Source organism: Gardnerella sp. DNF01159, assembly GCF_049244215.1.
Lineage (GTDB): Bacteria > Actinomycetota > Actinomycetes > Actinomycetales > Bifidobacteriaceae > Bifidobacterium > Bifidobacterium swidsinskii.
In genome coordinates this window covers 216,314-234,209 of sequence record NZ_CP058387.1, presented here as the reverse complement: position 1 = coordinate 234,209, position 17,896 = coordinate 216,314, and the positions used below count along the sequence as shown (strand labels likewise).

At 45.1% G+C, this 17,896-nt stretch carries 12 protein-coding genes and 1 tRNA gene; all 13 read right to left on the bottom strand.

Annotation, left to right across the window (positions count from 1 at the left end):
- Positions 1-85: 85 nt before the first annotated feature.
- The 13 genes from HXT39_RS00925 to HXT39_RS00865 all read right to left on the bottom strand — a co-directional run bounded on the left by HXT39_RS00925 (position 86) and on the right by HXT39_RS00865 (position 17,574).
- Entirely contained in the window at positions 86-1,453 is a 1,368-nt protein-coding gene (locus HXT39_RS00925; protein ID WP_033888488.1) for an ATP-binding protein, read from the bottom strand.
- 186 nt (positions 1,454-1,639) lie between these two features.
- Positions 1,640-2,659 carry a class C sortase gene (locus HXT39_RS00920; RefSeq protein WP_102703256.1) on the bottom strand — a complete coding sequence of 340 codons (1,020 nt, stop codon included), beginning with the start codon at positions 2,657-2,659 and terminating at the stop codon, positions 1,640-1,642.
- A gap of 152 nt (positions 2,660-2,811) precedes the next feature.
- Positions 2,812-4,653, bottom strand: a complete 1,842-nt coding sequence (locus HXT39_RS00915) for a SpaH/EbpB family LPXTG-anchored major pilin (RefSeq protein ID WP_103013898.1) — start codon at positions 4,651-4,653, stop codon at positions 2,812-2,814.
- A gap of 244 nt (positions 4,654-4,897) precedes the next feature.
- Positions 4,898-7,375: a hypothetical protein gene (locus tag HXT39_RS00910; protein WP_102704455.1), complete on the bottom strand. Its 2,478-nt coding sequence runs from the start codon at positions 7,373-7,375 to the stop codon at positions 4,898-4,900.
- 379 nt (positions 7,376-7,754) lie between these two features.
- The gene (gene nusG, locus HXT39_RS00905; protein ID WP_064621510.1) at positions 7,755-8,651 is read right to left on the bottom strand and encodes a transcription termination/antitermination protein NusG; all 897 of its coding nucleotides are present in this window, start codon (positions 8,649-8,651) and stop codon (positions 7,755-7,757) included.
- 26 nt (positions 8,652-8,677) lie between these two features.
- The gene (gene secE, locus HXT39_RS00900; RefSeq protein WP_004106254.1) at positions 8,678-8,905 is read right to left on the bottom strand and encodes a preprotein translocase subunit SecE; all 228 of its coding nucleotides are present in this window, start codon (positions 8,903-8,905) and stop codon (positions 8,678-8,680) included.
- Positions 8,906-8,941: 36 nt separating this feature from the next.
- Positions 8,942-9,017, bottom strand: a tRNA-Trp gene (locus tag HXT39_RS00895).
- A 156-nt stretch (positions 9,018-9,173) separates the two neighbouring features.
- Positions 9,174-10,412 carry a pyridoxal phosphate-dependent aminotransferase gene (locus tag HXT39_RS00890; RefSeq protein WP_064621511.1) on the bottom strand — a complete coding sequence of 413 codons (1,239 nt, stop codon included), beginning with the start codon at positions 10,410-10,412 and terminating at the stop codon, positions 9,174-9,176.
- Between the two features lie 102 nt (positions 10,413-10,514).
- Complete coding sequence (gene proB, locus HXT39_RS00885; RefSeq protein WP_103013897.1) at positions 10,515-11,660, bottom strand: glutamate 5-kinase; 1,146 nt, start codon at positions 11,658-11,660, stop codon at positions 10,515-10,517.
- Between the two features lie 25 nt (positions 11,661-11,685).
- Complete coding sequence (obgE, locus tag HXT39_RS00880) at positions 11,686-13,368, bottom strand: GTPase ObgE (protein ID WP_103013896.1); 1,683 nt, start codon at positions 13,366-13,368, stop codon at positions 11,686-11,688.
- Positions 13,369-13,503: 135 nt separating this feature from the next.
- The gene (gene rpmA, locus HXT39_RS00875) at positions 13,504-13,755 is read right to left on the bottom strand and encodes a 50S ribosomal protein L27 (RefSeq protein WP_004106248.1); all 252 of its coding nucleotides are present in this window, start codon (positions 13,753-13,755) and stop codon (positions 13,504-13,506) included.
- A 33-nt stretch (positions 13,756-13,788) separates the two neighbouring features.
- Positions 13,789-14,097: a 50S ribosomal protein L21 gene (gene rplU, locus HXT39_RS00870; protein ID WP_004111933.1), complete on the bottom strand. Its 309-nt coding sequence runs from the start codon at positions 14,095-14,097 to the stop codon at positions 13,789-13,791.
- Between the two features lie 186 nt (positions 14,098-14,283).
- Positions 14,284-17,574 carry an Rne/Rng family ribonuclease gene (locus tag HXT39_RS00865; protein WP_103013895.1) on the bottom strand — a complete coding sequence of 1,097 codons (3,291 nt, stop codon included), beginning with the start codon at positions 17,572-17,574 and terminating at the stop codon, positions 14,284-14,286.
- Positions 17,575-17,896: the final 322 nt, after the last annotated feature.

Genomic DNA, 17,896 nt, shown 5'->3' with positions numbered 1-17,896 from the left:
TACGGCATGTCATGCCAAATCAGCCAAACGGCTAAGCCGTGAGGAATAAGTGCACTACATAGCAGCGCAAAGGCAGGTCGGAACGCTACACCAATCCACACATATAAAGTGGTAATATTACGAGATTCAAATCTTTTCTAACGCTAAGCTGTTTAGGAGCAAATACATAACTAGTTCCAATTCTTTTTGAAAACTTGTTCTTAAATTTATCAAGAGAAACTGTTTTAAACACATTCCCAGATTTAACTTCAATAGGAGATATACGCATTTTGCCAGCAGAATCCTGAAAAGCTTTAGAAATCAAAAAATCTATTTCCATAGTATTTTCCGAATTTTCTTTGTCTCTATTTGAATAGAAGAATAGGCGATGTCCAGATGCTATTAGCTGTTGCGCAACAACGTTTTCAACTAGCATTCCTTCATTAATTGAGATTTTTCCAAATAAAATTTCTTTATACAGATCATTAGACGCAATACTACTATCTGAAAGTATCATAGAAGTCAACAAACCGGTATCAGCCATATAACATTTTACTAACGCATCATCTGCATTAAGATTCAATCCCACATTTGGATCTGTAGATTTGTAGCAATTATTTGTAATACTCGCATCCGAAAGCCAAAAAAACGCATCCTTATAGTCACGCATACGAGCATTCTTACCTAAGGAAGTAATCCTATATCTTTTTTCATGTCTGGAAAGCTGTGCTGGTATTCCATCAAACACAGACATAACTTTCATTTCATAACCTTTTGCAAACTTTGCAGCATCCTGCCTATAGAGCGAAAGAATACGACGCTTAACCCTATCTACTCGAGCAAAATCTCTCGAATCAACATATTCATTTACAGACTGCGGCATGCCACCAACTAGCATATATTCTCTAAAAAGTCGCATCGCTTTTTTATGTAAAACATCTGGCAAAGGATTTAACTCATCAAATGAATCTTTAATAACTTTCGATAGATTTTCTTCTCCAAAAGCCCACAAAAATTCTTCAAAATCAAGAGGATACATGCGTTCTTCTTGTTCTTCAGATGGAATCAATATTGTTTCAACATTGTGTTTAATAGACAATAACGAGCCAGTCTCTATATAGTCGTATCTGCCATCTGCAACTAGTTGTTTTACAAATTCTCTAGCCTGTGGGAAAAATTGCACTTCGTCAAAAACCATTACCGATTCACGGTTATAAAGTTTCACACCATATAGTGCAGATATGTATGTAAAGAAAGTGCTTAAATCTGAACGATAATCTTCAAATAGCCGAAGCGCATCTTTTGATGCTTGCGAAAAATCAATAAGAATATAAGACTTGTATTCGTTTCTTGCAAACTCTTCAACTATAGTACTTTTCCCAACTCTTCGAGCACCTGTTACTAAAAGCGCTGTTGAACCGCGATCAGCATTCTTCCAATCGAGCATTTTTTGATAAAATTTTCGCCTTAACATATAACACCACTCTTAATTACCACAAAACCGTTGAAAATACTATTGTTTTATAGTATATATTTCACGAAAATCAATGTCAATTTATGCTAAATTTTCACGAAATCAGGGGTAAATATATGCCGAATTTTCACGAAAATCAAGGTGTTATTTCTCTAAATCTTCGCGACACGCTGCATTACAGCAATTCTAAGCAGTTATATGTTTGGCATGAGCAAGTGAAGCAGCACGGCGGTGGCGCTTGCGAACCGCGGCAATAATCATCGTCGTAAGAATCACAGCGCAACCAATAAGCGCGAGCACAAACATCGTCATCCAAAGCGGCCACTGCAACTTATCGCCCGGCGCGGAAACAGGATCCGGCAGCACGCGATAGCCTGTCACCAGCAATCTCTGCGTATTAACACCATACGGCGTACACGTAAGCAGCGTCGCCAGATCACGCCCATTCTCGCGTTGAAGCAACCTAATATCATGCGGATCGACCACGCTAATGCGGAATACCCTGTAACGCAGCGTCTCCCCCTGCACGTCAAAGTAGAAGAAATCACCCTTCTTCAACTCCACTAAATCATCAAACATGGTCGCATTTGGCAAACCCGTATGCGCCGTCACAACAGCGTGACGCGTTTTACCCCCAACCGGCAAATCTGTGCCATACAAGTGTCCAGCGCCATACGCCAAAACCTCCTGCGAACTACCGTGGTAAATCGGCAGCTTAACGCCAATCTTCGGGATTTTCACAATACCCATAATCCCCATCGGCTCATCCAGCTGCTTCGCATACTCCTTATACTCCGGCGTCTTCATATAATCCGTCGTGCCATCGTACGGATCAGCCGTAATAATCGACTTGTGGCGCGCATTATAACGACGAGCCGCGTTCAAAATCTTCTCTCTAGCGCTCGCAGTCTGCTTACGACTCAGCCGATCATAAGCTACAGAAATCTCCTTCGACACCTTGTTATTCCACAACGTTGACGCAATCGGGTACGTGAAGCACAGAATCGCTGCAAGCGCGAGAACGATTGGCTCTAAAATACGGCGGAGTTTGGATTTGGGTTTTTTAGCGGGTTTTGTTGCAGTTGCGGAGGCTGCGGTTTGCGTTGCTGTGGAGGCTGGTGTTGTTTCGGTTGCAGAAGCGACGGGTTTTGCTTTGAGTTGCTTGAAGAAAGCATATACTTTAACAACAGCGTCGTTTAATTTCATGCTTCTTCCTTGTAACGTTTATACACGTAAATTTTGTTTCAAATTACGCGTGAAAACACACGTTTTTAGAGCAAGTGAGTCTAGGATTTAGTTCAGTAAACCCTAGACTCACACTTTGCTATTAGACTACAAGACCAGCTTTAGAAAGCGGATCAAGCGTTCTGCTGCTGTTCCTCTTCTTTGCGATTGCGCATGTAGAGGAACACGCTTGCTGCAATCAAGCCCATGCCAGCAAGCGCAAACAGAATCACGCCAGCAGCACCAGTTGCAGGAAGATTGAACCAGAACTTGTTACCGCCTTTTTCACCATGCAATGGAATGTTAGGGAATTTCAAAGTATCAGGATTATCGTTGGTAGTTGTATCCTTAACAGTTATTTCCTTAACCACAGGAGACAAAGCAAATCCTTCAGGAGCCTTAACCTCAACAACGTACAGCGTTGAACCAGCTTCAGCCTTGTAAGGATTAGAGAATTTACCGCCTTCAACAGTAGTTTCATCAAATGCAGAAGCGGCCTTGCAAGGACTATCTTTCGCATCTACTGCTGTATTTTCCTTAAGAGACTTGGTGCACAAATCTGCTTTACCTTTGTCGGTAAATATCTTGAATTCAGCACCAGAAAGCTTTTTACTCTCATCTTCAGAATTGTACTTATCAACCTGCAAATAACCAAACTTGACTGTAGGCTTACTGCCATCAACATTAGGAATTATAGGATTCGGTGCAGTAGTACCCTCATCATGAGCTGGGAAGAAGCCAGACTTATTAGTAATAGTCTTATCTGTAGTAGAATCCTTGAAGGCTTTACTTATGTCAAACGCAAGCTCAACCTCAACTTGAGGAGCCTCAGATCCAGCAGCAACGTTATTCAACTTAGAAGCAATTTTCTTCAAACCTGCTTCAGTGAACTTCACAAGAATGCGAGTGTGACCAGCAGCAAGACCTTTAGTATCTCCAGCTGTAGTAATCTCAGCATTATCAGAATTAGCCATTGCAGTAACGGTGTAGTCGTTGTTCTCACCCTTAGTAAAGGTAGAATCACTACCTGTACCGAACTTTACAGACTGCACAGCAGCATCAAGTCCCTGATTATTAGGTTCTGTAAACGCTGAGGTTGGAGCATCATCGAACACAGCGTAATCCTTGAGATTCTTCTCAGTCAAATCCTTGTCAATCTTAGTCTTGTTCACCTTTGCGGTAATTGTGTAGTAAATTTTATCTTTTACACCAGCAAAAATGTGAGATTTATCAACATTCTTCTTAATTGCAGAAGAAAGATCAATATTCTTTGGCTTAACTACAGGATTATACTCATACACAGTTGTGGTCTTGCCATTATCAGTCTTCTGTTCAATCAAAGGCAAAGTCATGTAGAAACTACTGAAATCGTAAGCACCATAACCATCAGGAACCTTCTCAACAATCTTATACAAACCAACAGAAAGATTATTAAGTGTAGACTTACCATCCTTGTCTGTAGCAGTCATATTGTGCACATCAGTTCCAGTTCCAAGAGTTACAACTCCAGCTTCTTCCGGATGAGCGTTTAGCTTAGAAACAATACCAGCAATCTTCTGCCAAGAATCATACTGAGCAAGATTCAAAGTAACATCATTAGTTCCTTCCTTAATGGATGCAACTTTAGTTACAGTGAAACTAACATCTTTAAGAGGTTCAAAACCAGCAGGGCAAGATGTATCTTGCGTTTTGCCTGTCTCATTAGATGCGGACGCATTAGCAGTACTAGACGAAGCAACGGTAGTAGTAGTTGTAGAGACATCCTTTTTCTTGCACTTAACAATAGTTAAACTACCGCTCTGCGGAGCTTTACTCTCCCACGGAGCCTTAGGATCCATTTTAACAGAAGGTTGTGGAACACCCGGCTTACTAGCCCACGCAACCCCAGCCACAGTTACAGCGCCGGCGACGCACAGCGTGCCAGCCATCGCAAGCGACGCAACCGCCGCCACGAATTTATTAGTGAACTTTTTCATGTTCACTCCTTTCGTATGCCGTTTTACAGCAAGTAGAGAATTAGTTTGCATTGATCATGCTCTTGCGAGTAAAGTTTTAAAATTTTTGGCATTTACCTTGTGTTATCACGCTCCCGAATCCCGAAAGACTGCGCAATAAAACAATACGCAATAAAACAATGCGCGAAACAGGAAGGCTTGATGCGCAAATGCGTACGTAGTCGCCTTATGCGAAGCACAGCGAGTAAATGCATATACAACTGCTTCATACGTGATTGCATAAGCCTCGCCGCCTTCCCAAAATTAATTTGCGAGCGCGCTCACTTTGACTTACCACAAAGCCAGCAGCCAGCAGATTTACCAACAGAGCGGCAAGAATACCAAACTGCAAATTCCAACTCTGCCCGCCCGTGTGCGGCAAAGTAAAATTACTCGCCAAGTGAATATCGAGCTTGAAAGCAGCAAAATCCTTCTTTTCTTTAAAAGACGCTGGAGTAGCAGTTAGCGCAGATTTTATTGAATCAGGCGTTAGACTGTCAGCCTTAGTATTTTTTATTGCATCATCAAACGTAGTGAGTGCTTTAGGCTTCAACGCGTACACAACGCACTGGTAATCGCCAACCTTAGTCGGCTTTATGCTCACTTCCTTATCAGTTCGCGCAGCCACTTTTTTACTTGGATCAACCGACTCGCAAGTCGCCTCCCCTTCTTTACTAGAGTTACACGTATTTTGCTTCGTATCCTCAGGCACACTCAACACCAGACCTGCAGGACTACTGCTCCAAGTCTTGTATTCAAGAGCATCAGCAGGTTGCGACGATTCAGAAGATTGCTCAGATTGCGAGCCAGTACCGCTAGTATTAGCAGCACTTGAGCCACTTCCAGCAGAACCACTTTCAGCAAAGCTATTACCCCCAGTAGAAGTACCACTACCACCAGAAGCATTATTCTTCTTCTCGCTCTTCGAGCACAGCACGCGCAACGTAATCTTCTTCGTGCTATCCGCCGCAGAAGTAGCATCAACAAACGGCTTAAGCTCCATACCGAGCATCGCAGAAATATTGTTATTGCTGCTAGTCAACGCCGCTGGCAACGAACCCGTGCCGTTTTTAAACGGATACACTTTCAGCGTAAGATCATTATCACCAATTTTTGGCTTTGGCTTATCTCCAAACTGGATTATTACAGTCTTATAATCCCAGTCAACGCCTTTCGCAATAGATGTTTTATTGTCCCACTTATCTTCAACAATGTTTCGTTCTGGATTATCGAACAATAACTTCATATCTGTATTAGTTTTGACTCTTTTGCCAAACTCTTCTGCCAATTTAGACGATTGTGGCTCTTTATGAGTTGATAAGTCTTGTTTTAAGTCAACATCCTTAATAGCAAACACTTTGCACTCAAAAGTGCCAGTCTCTTTAGGTGTGCCACTAATCCAGCTTTGAGAGCGCTCAGTATAATCATCATTCTCATACACAGCAGAATTCTCTGCATTTTTATCAGGTCGATTCTGATTTTCCATATGCTTGAACTGAGTCTGCGTAACTAAACTCAAACCATTAACACGGTCTGACGTATAATTATCGCTACCATTTTCATGGCAAATCATACGGTGATAGATAGAACCAGGCTTATCTGTCGATTTCGATTCAATAAAAAGCTTATTAATAGAATCGTAAGTATCTTTCTTATCAGTACTGTCAGTAGTACTGCCGTCAGCACCTCCGCTAGGAGCTGAACCTTTAGACTTTGGTTTTATAATAATTTTATTACCACTTACCGCAACACCATCCTGCGCATTCCCAAAATCGTATAAGCTAAGCGACAAATCACCGGGCTGAGCCTTAGGCAAATCATCCTTAGCAAGTATCGCTTTAATCCTAGTTTTGGGTTTAGAACCACCTGGATAATGTATTACAACATAAAACCTATATGTATTAGCTACTAACCATTTGCTCGCAAAAAAACGTATAGAACCATCGCTATTTTTCGTAGATTTAGCAGTGTAGCTATCATTCTCACCCTTGAAAAAAGCATACTTTACAGAATCATCACTTTTAGCATACTCTTCCAACCCAAGCCACACGCCAGCAGGTAATGTTTGCTGCACTTTACCTGCAACTTTTATTGTTGGAATAATAATCTGAGGAACCCTATTATAAGGCTCGCCATTCTTACTTTTAATGTTTATTGTTTTATTACCATAAGTAATGCTGTAGCATTTTTCAGGAGTATTATACCTTCTATTATTCTTGCACGCTTCCGGAAGTTCAGGCTTTTCATTCGCGCCTCTGTCAGTGCCTTTAACAGCTTCCGCAGAATCAGCAGCTTTATTTTTAGCATCTTTAACGTTTTTCTTTACATCAGAATCAGTCGACTTAGCCTTATCAACACCATTGTTACTATCAGACTTCTGCTGCTTTTCAACGGGCTTCGATTCCTTATTATCTTTATTTAAAGTACTTGAAGTATCAGTATTTTTCTTATTAGGCTCAGTAGTATTATTAGATTCACTCTGCTCAGACTGCTTATTCGATTCACCATCGTTTTTAGTAGAACCAGCCTTCGCACCCTCAGCCTTCTCAGTAGAAGTAGCACTTTCGCCAGCACTCAACGCATAAGTTGGAGCAATCACAAAAGTAGCAAGCAACATTGTAATTGCCACGAAAAAAGCAAATAACGAACGGCGAATTGAGCGCACTAGTCGAAGGAAACGGCTAAATATATGCGAATTAAACATATACACCTACCTTCTAATTCGCCCTCTTATATCATAATGTCGTTATTACAACGGCACTGAAAAACTCGAATTCTCGCTAAAATTCTCTGCTAAAAACGCTCTTCTCAAACACTCAGCACTATACCCCCCCCCACGCCTATTTGCAAGCCAAACTAAATATTTGGAAATATTTATTATTTACATTGATAAAAGCACTGTAATTGCAAGAAAATTTAGGATTATTTCCCCATTTTACGGCGTGTCGCGGTAAATAAACAAAACTAAGCAAAAGCAAGCAAAGCAAAAAACAAAAAATAAACAAAACAAAAAACCGGAGTGCAATACGCACCCCGGTCTATAAAATCTACAAAAGCTAGCTACAAAAGCCTAGGCTTTCAGCTCAAACAATCGGCTCAACTTGGTTAAACCCAAGCTCCACAGGAGTTTCACGTCCAAAGATGGAAACCAACACCGTAAGCTTCTGAGTTGTAGGCTCCACGTCCGAAACCACAGCTGCCATCGTTGAGAATGGACCATCAGTAACTGTTACCTGATCGCCAACCTTGTAAGCAACCTCAACCTTACGCTTACGTGCTGCAGCCGGCTTATCGCCAGCATTCTTCAAAGCTTCAGAAGCAATCATCGGAGCCATCATTGACACAACTTCCTTGCGGCTCAATGGTGCAGGCTCTCTAGAAGGACCAACGAAACCAGTCACACCCTCAGTCTCGCGCACAATGCGGCGAGCGTTCTCATCCGGCCACATGCGAATCAACACATATCCTGGCACACGCACGCGGGTAATAACCTTCTTACCCTTTTCCGTATGCTTCTCGACTTCTTCCATAGGAACTTCGATCTGGAAAATCTTATCTTCCAAACCAAAGTTCTGCACGCGGGATTCAACGTTAGTTTTTACGCGCTTTTCGTAACCAGAATACGTGTGAAGAACGTACCACTTGCCTTCCAAAGTGCGAAGTTTCTTAGAAAATTCTGCTACAGCGATTGCGCCGGCATCAGTCGGGTCGGCTTCGTTCGCATCGTCAGCATCAGTAGTTTCATCAGCATCGCTAGTTTCGCCAGTTTCGTTAGAAACATCAGCAACACTGTCAGCAGCAGCGCCATCAGCTACATCAGCTGCAACATCAGCAGATTCCTCATCCACATCAGCTTCAACGGACTCGCTAGAAGCAGCAACTTCATTATTCACAGCTGATTCGTTTGCTTCGTCAGCATCATGAGAAGCAAAAGCCTCATCAGCTTCACTTGCTTCTTCGAGATTGAATTCATCAGTCATCTTGCATACACCTTCAAAATTTCAACTCAGCCGAACAGCCACATTACGGACTTACCCAAACCGAAGTCCATGCAGGTGACGAAAGCCATCAAAAATACAACAAATATGAAAACTGCAGACGACCAAGCAAACAACTCTTTGCCATGAGGTGCAATAACCTTGCGCGTCTCGTCAATAGTTTGCTTAACGAACATGCCAATACGCACGAACAAGTTATGCTTTACTGCTTTCTTAGTACTGCGTGCCTGCGCCATGCTTGAATCCTTCGTGTAAAAACTTGAACAAAAAACTGGCAGGGACGGCGGGACTCGAACCCACAACCTACGGTTTTGGAGACCGTTGCGCTACCAATTGCGCCACATCCCTAAGGTGAACTTGCTCATCATACCCCAAAAGGAACGAAATAGCAAACCGCCAGATAGACATACTATCTCATGGGCATGATTTCGTTATATCATCGCACAAAAGCGAGTGTCGCGTTTTGCATGGCAAGCAAGTTCTTATTTTGCAATACATACTTGCTTAAGCTTCAACCCACTTCTTCATGCGACGCATGCCCTCAGCAAGCTGGTCGTCAGCAAGAGCGCAAGAGAATCGCAAATATCCAGGAGCACCAAAAGCCTCTCCTGGAACCGCAGCAACATGCGCTTCGTCAAGCAACATTTCAGCAAATCGAGAAGAAGTATGCGGCACTTCGCGATGCTCCCCAAGCGGACACTCAAGCAGTGCCTCAACGTTAGCAAACGCGTAAAAAGCACCGTGAGGAAGAGGGCAAGTAACGCCGTCAATATTGTTCAACGCTTCCACAATCGCTTTGCGTCGAGCATCGAAAGCCTCACGCATAGTGGCAACCACGTCTAGCGAACCGCCGACTGCAGCAATTGCTGCGCGCTGTGAAATATTAGAAACATTAGAAGTCATATGGCTTTGAAGCTTAATTGCAGCTTTAGCAACATCTTCCGGCGCCACCATCCAGCCAACACGCCAGCCAGGCATTGCGTAAGTTTTCGCAACACCATTCAAAATCAGCAGCTGCTCGCGAATTTCCGGCACCTCGACGCCAATATACGAAGTCGAAATGCCGTCGTAATGCAAGTGCTCGTAAATCTCATCAGAAATAACCCAAATATGGTGTTTTACAGCCCACTCGCCGATTGCGCGAATAGTTTGCGCGCTCCAAATAGCACCTGTAGGGTTCGAAGGCGAAGTTACGATAATTGCGCGCGTGCGTGAAGTGCGAGCGGACTCAATTGCCTCAATATCTGGCTCAAAACCGCGATCTGCACCTGCTAAAACCGGCACAGGCACGCCGCCTGCAAGCTTTACTGCTTCCGGATAACTCGTCCAATACGGAGCTGGAATAATAACTTCGTCGCCATCATTTAAAAGAATTTGGCAAGCTTCGTACACAGCTTGCTTTCCGCCGTTTGTAACTACGACTTGATTTGAGGAAACTTCGTATCCGGAATCTCGCTGCACTTTACGAGCAATTGCTTCTCTAAGCTCAGATAAACCTGCAGTAGCAGTATAACGATAGTTGCGCGGATCTTTACACGCTTGTGTTGCAGCATCAACAATGTAAGAAGGAGTAGGAAAATCTGGCTCGCCCGCACCAAAGCTTACAACGTCAATGCCGTCAGCTTTCATAGCTTTTGCCTTGCCGTCTACTGCTAAAGTTGCGCTCGGAGCGACTCGGTTTATACGCTCGCTTAATACGCGCCAATTTTCTGAGGATGAAGTTTCTGCAATATTCTCTGCCATGATTTACAGTGTAACCTTAAGCCGCGAAACGAGCGAAACAAGCGAAACTGTCGAAAACACAAAACCATCTGGTGAAATCGACAAAACACAAGCCGCTAGCAATCACACAAGCACGAGATTGTCGCGGTGCACAACCGGATGCGCATACTGACGGCCAAGTGATTCTTCAAGCTCATCGCTCGTACGCCCCATAATCTCCGGAATTTCCTCCGCGTCAAAAGCCACTAAACCCTTAGCCAAATGGTTACCCTGCTCATCGTCAATCCACACAGGATCCGTCGCCGAAAACTCGCCACGCACGCCAACAATACCAGCCGCAAGCAAGCTCGCACGACCTCCGCGAACCGCCTCCGCAGCGCCATCATCAACCACCAAGACTCCGTGCGGATGCGAAGCAAAACCAATCCAAAGTCGCCTTGAAGAATCGCGCGTATGCACCGGCGCAAACACAGTGCCAACAGCATCTCCAGCCAGTGCCGGACCAGCATTTCCAGCGCAAGTTAGCACAGTTGGAATTCCCGAAACTGCAGCAACATGCGCAGCCTCCATCTTCGTCACCATACCACCGGTACCTACGCCCGAAACACTTGCGCCAACTTTCACTTCTTCAATCGCGCGCGTCACATCTGGCATAAAACTCACACGCTTAGCACCCGGTTCACTAGGTGGGGCAGTATAAAGAGAATCCACATCCGTAAGCAACACAAGAGCTTCCGCTCGCACAATATTTGCTACAAGAGCTGCAAGACGGTCGTTGTCACCAAATCGAATTTCGTTGCTAGAAAGTGCATCATTTTCGTTTACTATTGGGATTACGCCAAGCTCAAGCAAACGTAGCATTGTGCGTTGCGCATTGCGGTAGCGCGACGGCGAAATAGTAACGTCCGCCGTAAGAAGCATTTGCCCGACTCTGAAACCAAATTGCGAAAATGCAGCTTCGTATTGAGCCATAAGCAATCCTTGGCCAACTGAAGCCGTTGCCTGCTGAGTTGGCACATCTTTAGGACGCTCATTAAAGCCGAGCAAACCAAATCCAGCTGCAATTGCGCCAGAAGACACAAGCACAATGCGAGCGCCTTGCATTTGCGCGTGACTTATTGCAGTCACAAGAGCGCGCAACTTTTGCACATCCAGCTGACCGGACGCGCTCGTAAGTGAGCTTGAGCCAACTTTTACAACGATTGTGCGCGCCTCACGAATTGAACACCGAACCCCATCTTCGGTAAGCTCAATTTCTGGATTATTCATAAGATTCCCCTTGACCTTGATTTTTCTAGTTTTTCTGCTCTTCTCCACGACCAAACAAGCTATTTTCATCATGGCGATCGTCATCCACAGAAGGATCCGCCCAGTGACCCGACTTTCGCTCAGCCATCATCGCGTCTCGAACTGCGCTCTTTGCATCCATCATGCTGTGATAATCTCGTCTACGCTCAGCATTCGTGCGCCTTGCTCCGCGAGGATCGTTCGCTTCAATTCGCAAATCCTTGCCACGCGCACCCAAATTAGCACCGTCCAATCCTTCTGCACCGGCAGCAATACTTGGATCCCAATCGAAACAAACCATATGATTCCCAGTGCCAATACGAATTTCGTCTCCTGGACGCGCTCCCTTCTTGCGCAATTCGTCCTCAACACCAAGCTTTGCTAAGCGATCTGCCAAATAACCAACGGCTTCGTCGTTGTCGAAATTCGTTTGTATAACCCAGCGCTCAGGTTTTGCGCCAGTAACAGTGAACCAAAAATCACCATTCCTATCTTCTTCGCGCTTAATTTCAAAGTCTGCGCTATTTCCACGTCCATCATCGCGGCGACGACGCAAAGCTGAAGTCTGCTGCTCAAGCGGCTGGATGACAACACGCTCTTCTTCACGCGCTGCTTCCTCGGCAGCGAGCTTCTCGCGCATCTTTTCAACCAATCGTCCAAGCGCAAAACCGAGCTCTTTCAAGCCTTCGTGAGACGCGGTAGAAATCTCAAATACAGTCAATCCCATTTTCTCAAATTCACCGCGTACAAAATCAGCCAATTCTTTAGCTTCAGGCACATCGACTTTATTTAGCACAATAATGCGCGGACGCTCTGGAATTGGGATTGCACCCAACGGAAGCTCAAGCTTATCAGCGTATTGCGCAAGCTCATGCTCAAGAGCGTGGTAATCGCTAATTGGATCGCGATTTGGCTCCAGCGTTGCGCAATCAATTACGTGCGCAATAATCTCTGTGCGCTCAATATGACGCAAAAACTCAAGACCTAAGCCTTTTCCTTCGGAAGCTCCTGGAATTAAGCCTGGAACGTCTGCAATTGTGTAGCGATAGTTGCCGAAGCTTACAACACCTAGGTTTGGCACCAAAGTAGTAAACGGATAGTCAGCAATTTTCGGCTTAGCTGCACTAATTGAAGCAACTAAGCTTGATTTTCCTGCAGAAGGGAATCCAACTAAAGCTACGTCTGCAATAGACTTGAGTTCCAAAATTACGTCGCGTTCTTCACCAGGCTCGCCTAAAAGCGCGAATCCTGGGGCACGACGAGTTTTGTTTGCGAGTGCTGCGTTGCCAAGACCGCCAGCACCCCCCTGCGCCACAACGAATTTGTCTCCAACATGTTGCAAATCCGCCAAAACTTCGCCTGGTCGCTTTTGAGAGTCTACAGCACCGCGTGCAGTAAAAACAACAGTTCCAACAGGCACAGGAAGTACTAAGTCTGCACCTTTTGAACCGTCTTTAGTGTCACCTAAGCCCATCGTACCGTTTTCTGCAGTGCGGTGAGGCATGAAGCGGTAGTCAAGTAAGCTGTTTGCGTTACGATCAGCTACAAAAATAACGGAACCACCGTCACCGCCATTACCGCCATTTGGACCTGCTAATGGCTTGTACTTTTCGCGACGAACTCCGGCAGATCCGTTTCCACCATCTCCGCCTTTTACATGCACTGTTACGCGGTCTACAAAATCACTCATACTGCTACCTTACTCGAAGATAAACACTTAAATTCTCGGGAACATGCGAGAACAAAAAAGCCGCACCGAACGGGGGTGCGGCTTAAACGTTTTATTGTCGACTTATTGTCGAATCTGTTTAGGCTTAGCTAAGATTCAGGCGGTAACAACGTCAACAACCTTGCGGTCGCGACGAATACCGAACTTCACATTGCCGTCCACCAAAGCGTACAGCGTGTGATCCTTGCCCAAAGCAACGTTCTGACCTGCGTGGAACTTAGTGCCGCGCTGACGAACGATAATGTTGCCAGCCACTACAGCTTCACCGCCAAACTTCTTAACACCAAGATATTGCGCTTGTGAGTCGCGACCGTTGCGCGAGCTAGACGCACCCTTCTTATGTGCCATCTCACTGTCCTTTCAGGTTTATAACACCGTCAATCAGGCGATGGCCGTGATCTTGACGAGAGTCAACTTCTGACGATGACCCTTGCGACGAGCCACACCAGTCTTGTTCTTATACTTCATAATGCTAATCTTTGGACCTTTGGCTTCGTCGTTCAAGACTTCTGCCTTCACCGTAATCTTAGCAAGATCCTTGGCACTCAAGGTTACCTTAGCACCGTCAACAACGAGCGCGACCGGGAATTCCACGGTATCGCCCTTCTTTGCATCGAGACGGTTCACGAGAATGGCGTCGCCAACCTCGACCTTCTCTTGATGGCCACCGGCCTTCACAATCGCGTACATAATTCGTTCCTTAGCTCAATTGAAAGCTTACTTTTGCCTTGCGCACAGCAAAACGCGCGCGGCAAGACACCGACTATCAAAAATACACCTACCCATGTACTAACGTCAAGTCGCTAGATTCATGAGTCAATGCAGACAATATTCAATATTGTACTCAAGGCATATACTTAGTCACTATTCAGAGGCTCAATCATCATTTTCTGTAGTTTCTTGCATAATTTCCTGCGTATTATCTTGCGCAGTTTCCTGCATAGTTTCTTGCGTAGGTTGCTCCGCAGTATACTCAGCAATCTCTTGCGTAGTATCCTCTAAATTATTTTCAACTAATTCTTCAGAAGTTTTATCCGCTTCACTAGTTTCCGCGGTTTCGCCAGCATCCGCAACTTCGCTAGTTTCATCCGCCTTAGAAGATACAGACTCTTCATCAGAATTCAAAAAATTACTATACTGCGTTTCTTCTTCAGATTTATGAGCTGCGTCAGTAATTACAGACGCGGCAGCTATACGCGCTAACTTAGCTCTCACTTCCGCACTAGAACCCTGCTGCTTAACAGGCGCAGGCTGTTCCGTTGCGCTTCCGTGACCATACTTGTTCGTTTTAACAAAAGGATCTCCGCCCTTAAGCGCGTAAGGATCTGCATATTCCGAAGAAACAGTAGGCTCATCGTGCAAAATAAACCCACGTCCCTTGCACGTTGGACACTCTTCAGAGAACGCTTCAACTAAGCCTTGACCAACGCGTTTACGCGTCATTTGCACAAGACCAAGAGACGTAACTTCAGCAACTTGATGCTTCGTGCGATCCCTAGCCAAGCATTCCAAAAGCCTACGCAAAACTAAATCGCGGTTCGCTGGCATAACCATATCGACATAATCGATCATGACCATGCCACCAATATCGCGCAAACGAAGCTGGCGCGCAATCTCTTCAGAAGCCTCCAAATTACAACGAGTAACCGTTTCTTCCAAAGACTTACCACGCCCAATAAATCGTCCAGTATTCACATCGATCGTAGTCATTGCTTCCGTACGGTCAATCACGATAGAGCCACCAGCCGGCAAATAAACCTGACGCTCCATACCCTTACGAAGTTGACTATCAATCTGCCACTTATCGAAAACGTCCTTGCCTTCATGCTCAGCAGGATCCCAATATTCAACCTTGCTGCGCAAATCTGGAGCCATCATCTCAAGATATTCATCAATTCGCTGACGCACTCCCTCGCCTTCAACAATAAGCTTTTGGAAGTCATCGTTGAAAATATCGCGCACAACACGAATTGCCACATCAGGCTCACCCTGTAACAGCTTAGGGCGCTTTCCATGCAAGTATTCTTCGCGCTTAGCTTCAATGCGCTCCCACTGCTTAACAAGCGAATCTAAATCTTTTTCAATCGACTCCTCGCTTGCGCCGTCAGCAGCAGTACGAATAATAACGCCCATATCTTTTGGTGCAATCTTCGACACAATAGCACGCAAACGCGAGCGCTCTCGATCCGAAAGCTTGCGACTCACACCGGTCATGCCGCCAGATGGCACAAGCACTAAGAAACGCCCTGCAAGAGTTACTTGCGAAGTCAATCGAGCACCCTTATGCCCAATTGGATCCTTAGTAACCTGCACAAGCACAGGATCACCAGACTTAAACGCAAGCTCAATCCTACGAGGCTGACCTTCAAGACGAGCCATATCCCAATTAACTTCGCCTGCATAAAGCACGCCATTCCTGGCTTGACCAATATCTACGAATGCCGCTTCCATGCTTGGAAGCACGTTTTGAATGCGCCCAAGATAAATATTTCCAACAGTAGCAACTTCTTGAATATCAGAAACATAATGTTCTACAAGAATATTGTCTTCAATAACAGAAATTTGCGTGTGGCGATCGCGCTCACGAACAACCATTAATCGTTCAACATTTTCGCGACGAGCAAGGAAATCTTGCTCCATAAGAAGGTTTTGACGGCTACGCTCACGCCTATTATCTCTACGGCGTTGGCGCTTTGCTTCAAGTCGCGTAGAGCCTTCAATATCCGTAATTTCGTCTATATACTGCTGCTTGCGCGAGCGGCGAGAAGTCAAGTCGTCTTCGTTCGCATTAGTGTAGTCGGATGACTCTTCCTGAGAAGACGCGGAATTTGCGTCATCGGAGGATTTAGAACGGCGGCGACGACGGCGACGCGTATAAAGAGTTTCTTCCTCATCTTGCTCACGAAGTTCTTCTGGATCTGGAATTAAATCGCGATCTTCTTGAGAAACTTCATCTATTCTCGTGCGTTTTGTGCGAGAATTTGCGTCATCGTCAAGATCGTTAGAAATATCGATGTCAAAATCGCGACTTTCGTTGCGACTTTCATTTCGATCAGTGCGAGAGCTACGACGGCGACGACGGCGACGCGTAATCATTATTTCATCGTCATCGTTGCCATTATTTGCATTATAATCGTCGTTTATACCTCTGTTATCGCCTTCGTCACTGCTATTGCGGCTATCTCTGTTATCTCTGCTATTGCTACCGCCTCTGCTGTCTACTGCACCATTTTCATTTCGAACGTCATCATCATTAGAAATGTTATTCGACATATTGCGACGATTAGAACGCCTATTTGAAGTATTTTCCGCAGATAAAATATCGCTAACATCAAGAGTTTCATCGATGCGCGTATCAATGGGAGCATAAACAATATTGTCGTATGCAAGATCCTCTTCAATTTGCTCAACTTCAGCTGCAGCACGTCGCTCAACAGCATTCAATCTGCGAGAACGGCGAGAACGCTGGCTTTTGCGAGTTTTTTCATCGCGATCATCTTGCGAATCCTGAAAATTCTTAGCGTACTCAGAATCTTGAGAATACATAGAATGACTTGTTTCACGCGATGTTTCACGACTATTCCCTCTGCCACTATCACGCTTTATTTCGCTTGAATTCTCACGTCTTTCAGAACGTGACTTGCGTTCGCTACTATCACGGCTATCATGACTATCGCGACTATCGCGACTATCACGGCTATCGCGGCCGTTGCGGCTGTTGCGCCTTCCGCGAGAAATATCACGTAAATCATCACGCAAATCATCATTCAAGACATCACGCGAGTTGTCACGCAAGTCATTACGAGAACTGCTGCTTTCTTCACTACGATTGTTCACTACCTTAGGAAGAACTGGCTCCTGGAATAGGAGCGAAGTTATCGGGCGCGATTTAACAACATGCGGCTCAGAATCCTTCGTACTAGAATCCTCAACTTTTAGTTCCATTGCTTCTCCAGCCGCACCGGCACCACGAGTAACTCGTCGACCGCGACGGCGACGCGTAACGCCAGAGCTTTGCTGCAAAGTATCGCCGGCAGCTATATTACTTTTCGCAAAATCTGTAGATTGCATTATTCCGGACATTTCCGCAGAAGTAGCGGTTTTAGACACAGTTCTACTATTTTCAGCTTCAAATTCATTGAAGCGTTCTCTTATTATTCTGGGCACTATGCTCCTCACGAGACGCTGCATCGTCTCGCATCCCTGGCTTTAAGTTGAGCACGCACGTGCGCGAGCCACCCCAAAGCTCTTTACAAAGTCTAGCTGCGCGACAGCGGACGCCAGCCTCGGAAAACGCTCACGAGGGGATCGACGCCATCGATTGCCTGGCGGCTTGCAGTGCCACCGCTCTCTAGTATGCCATATTGCCGAGTCAAATATATGACTCGTTGAATATTAAAATTTGCATCGCTGTTTTAAGCCAATTAGCAGTTACTAAAAATTCCAATAATTTCAAACTCATCCATAACGCACATAAAAGTTGCGTATC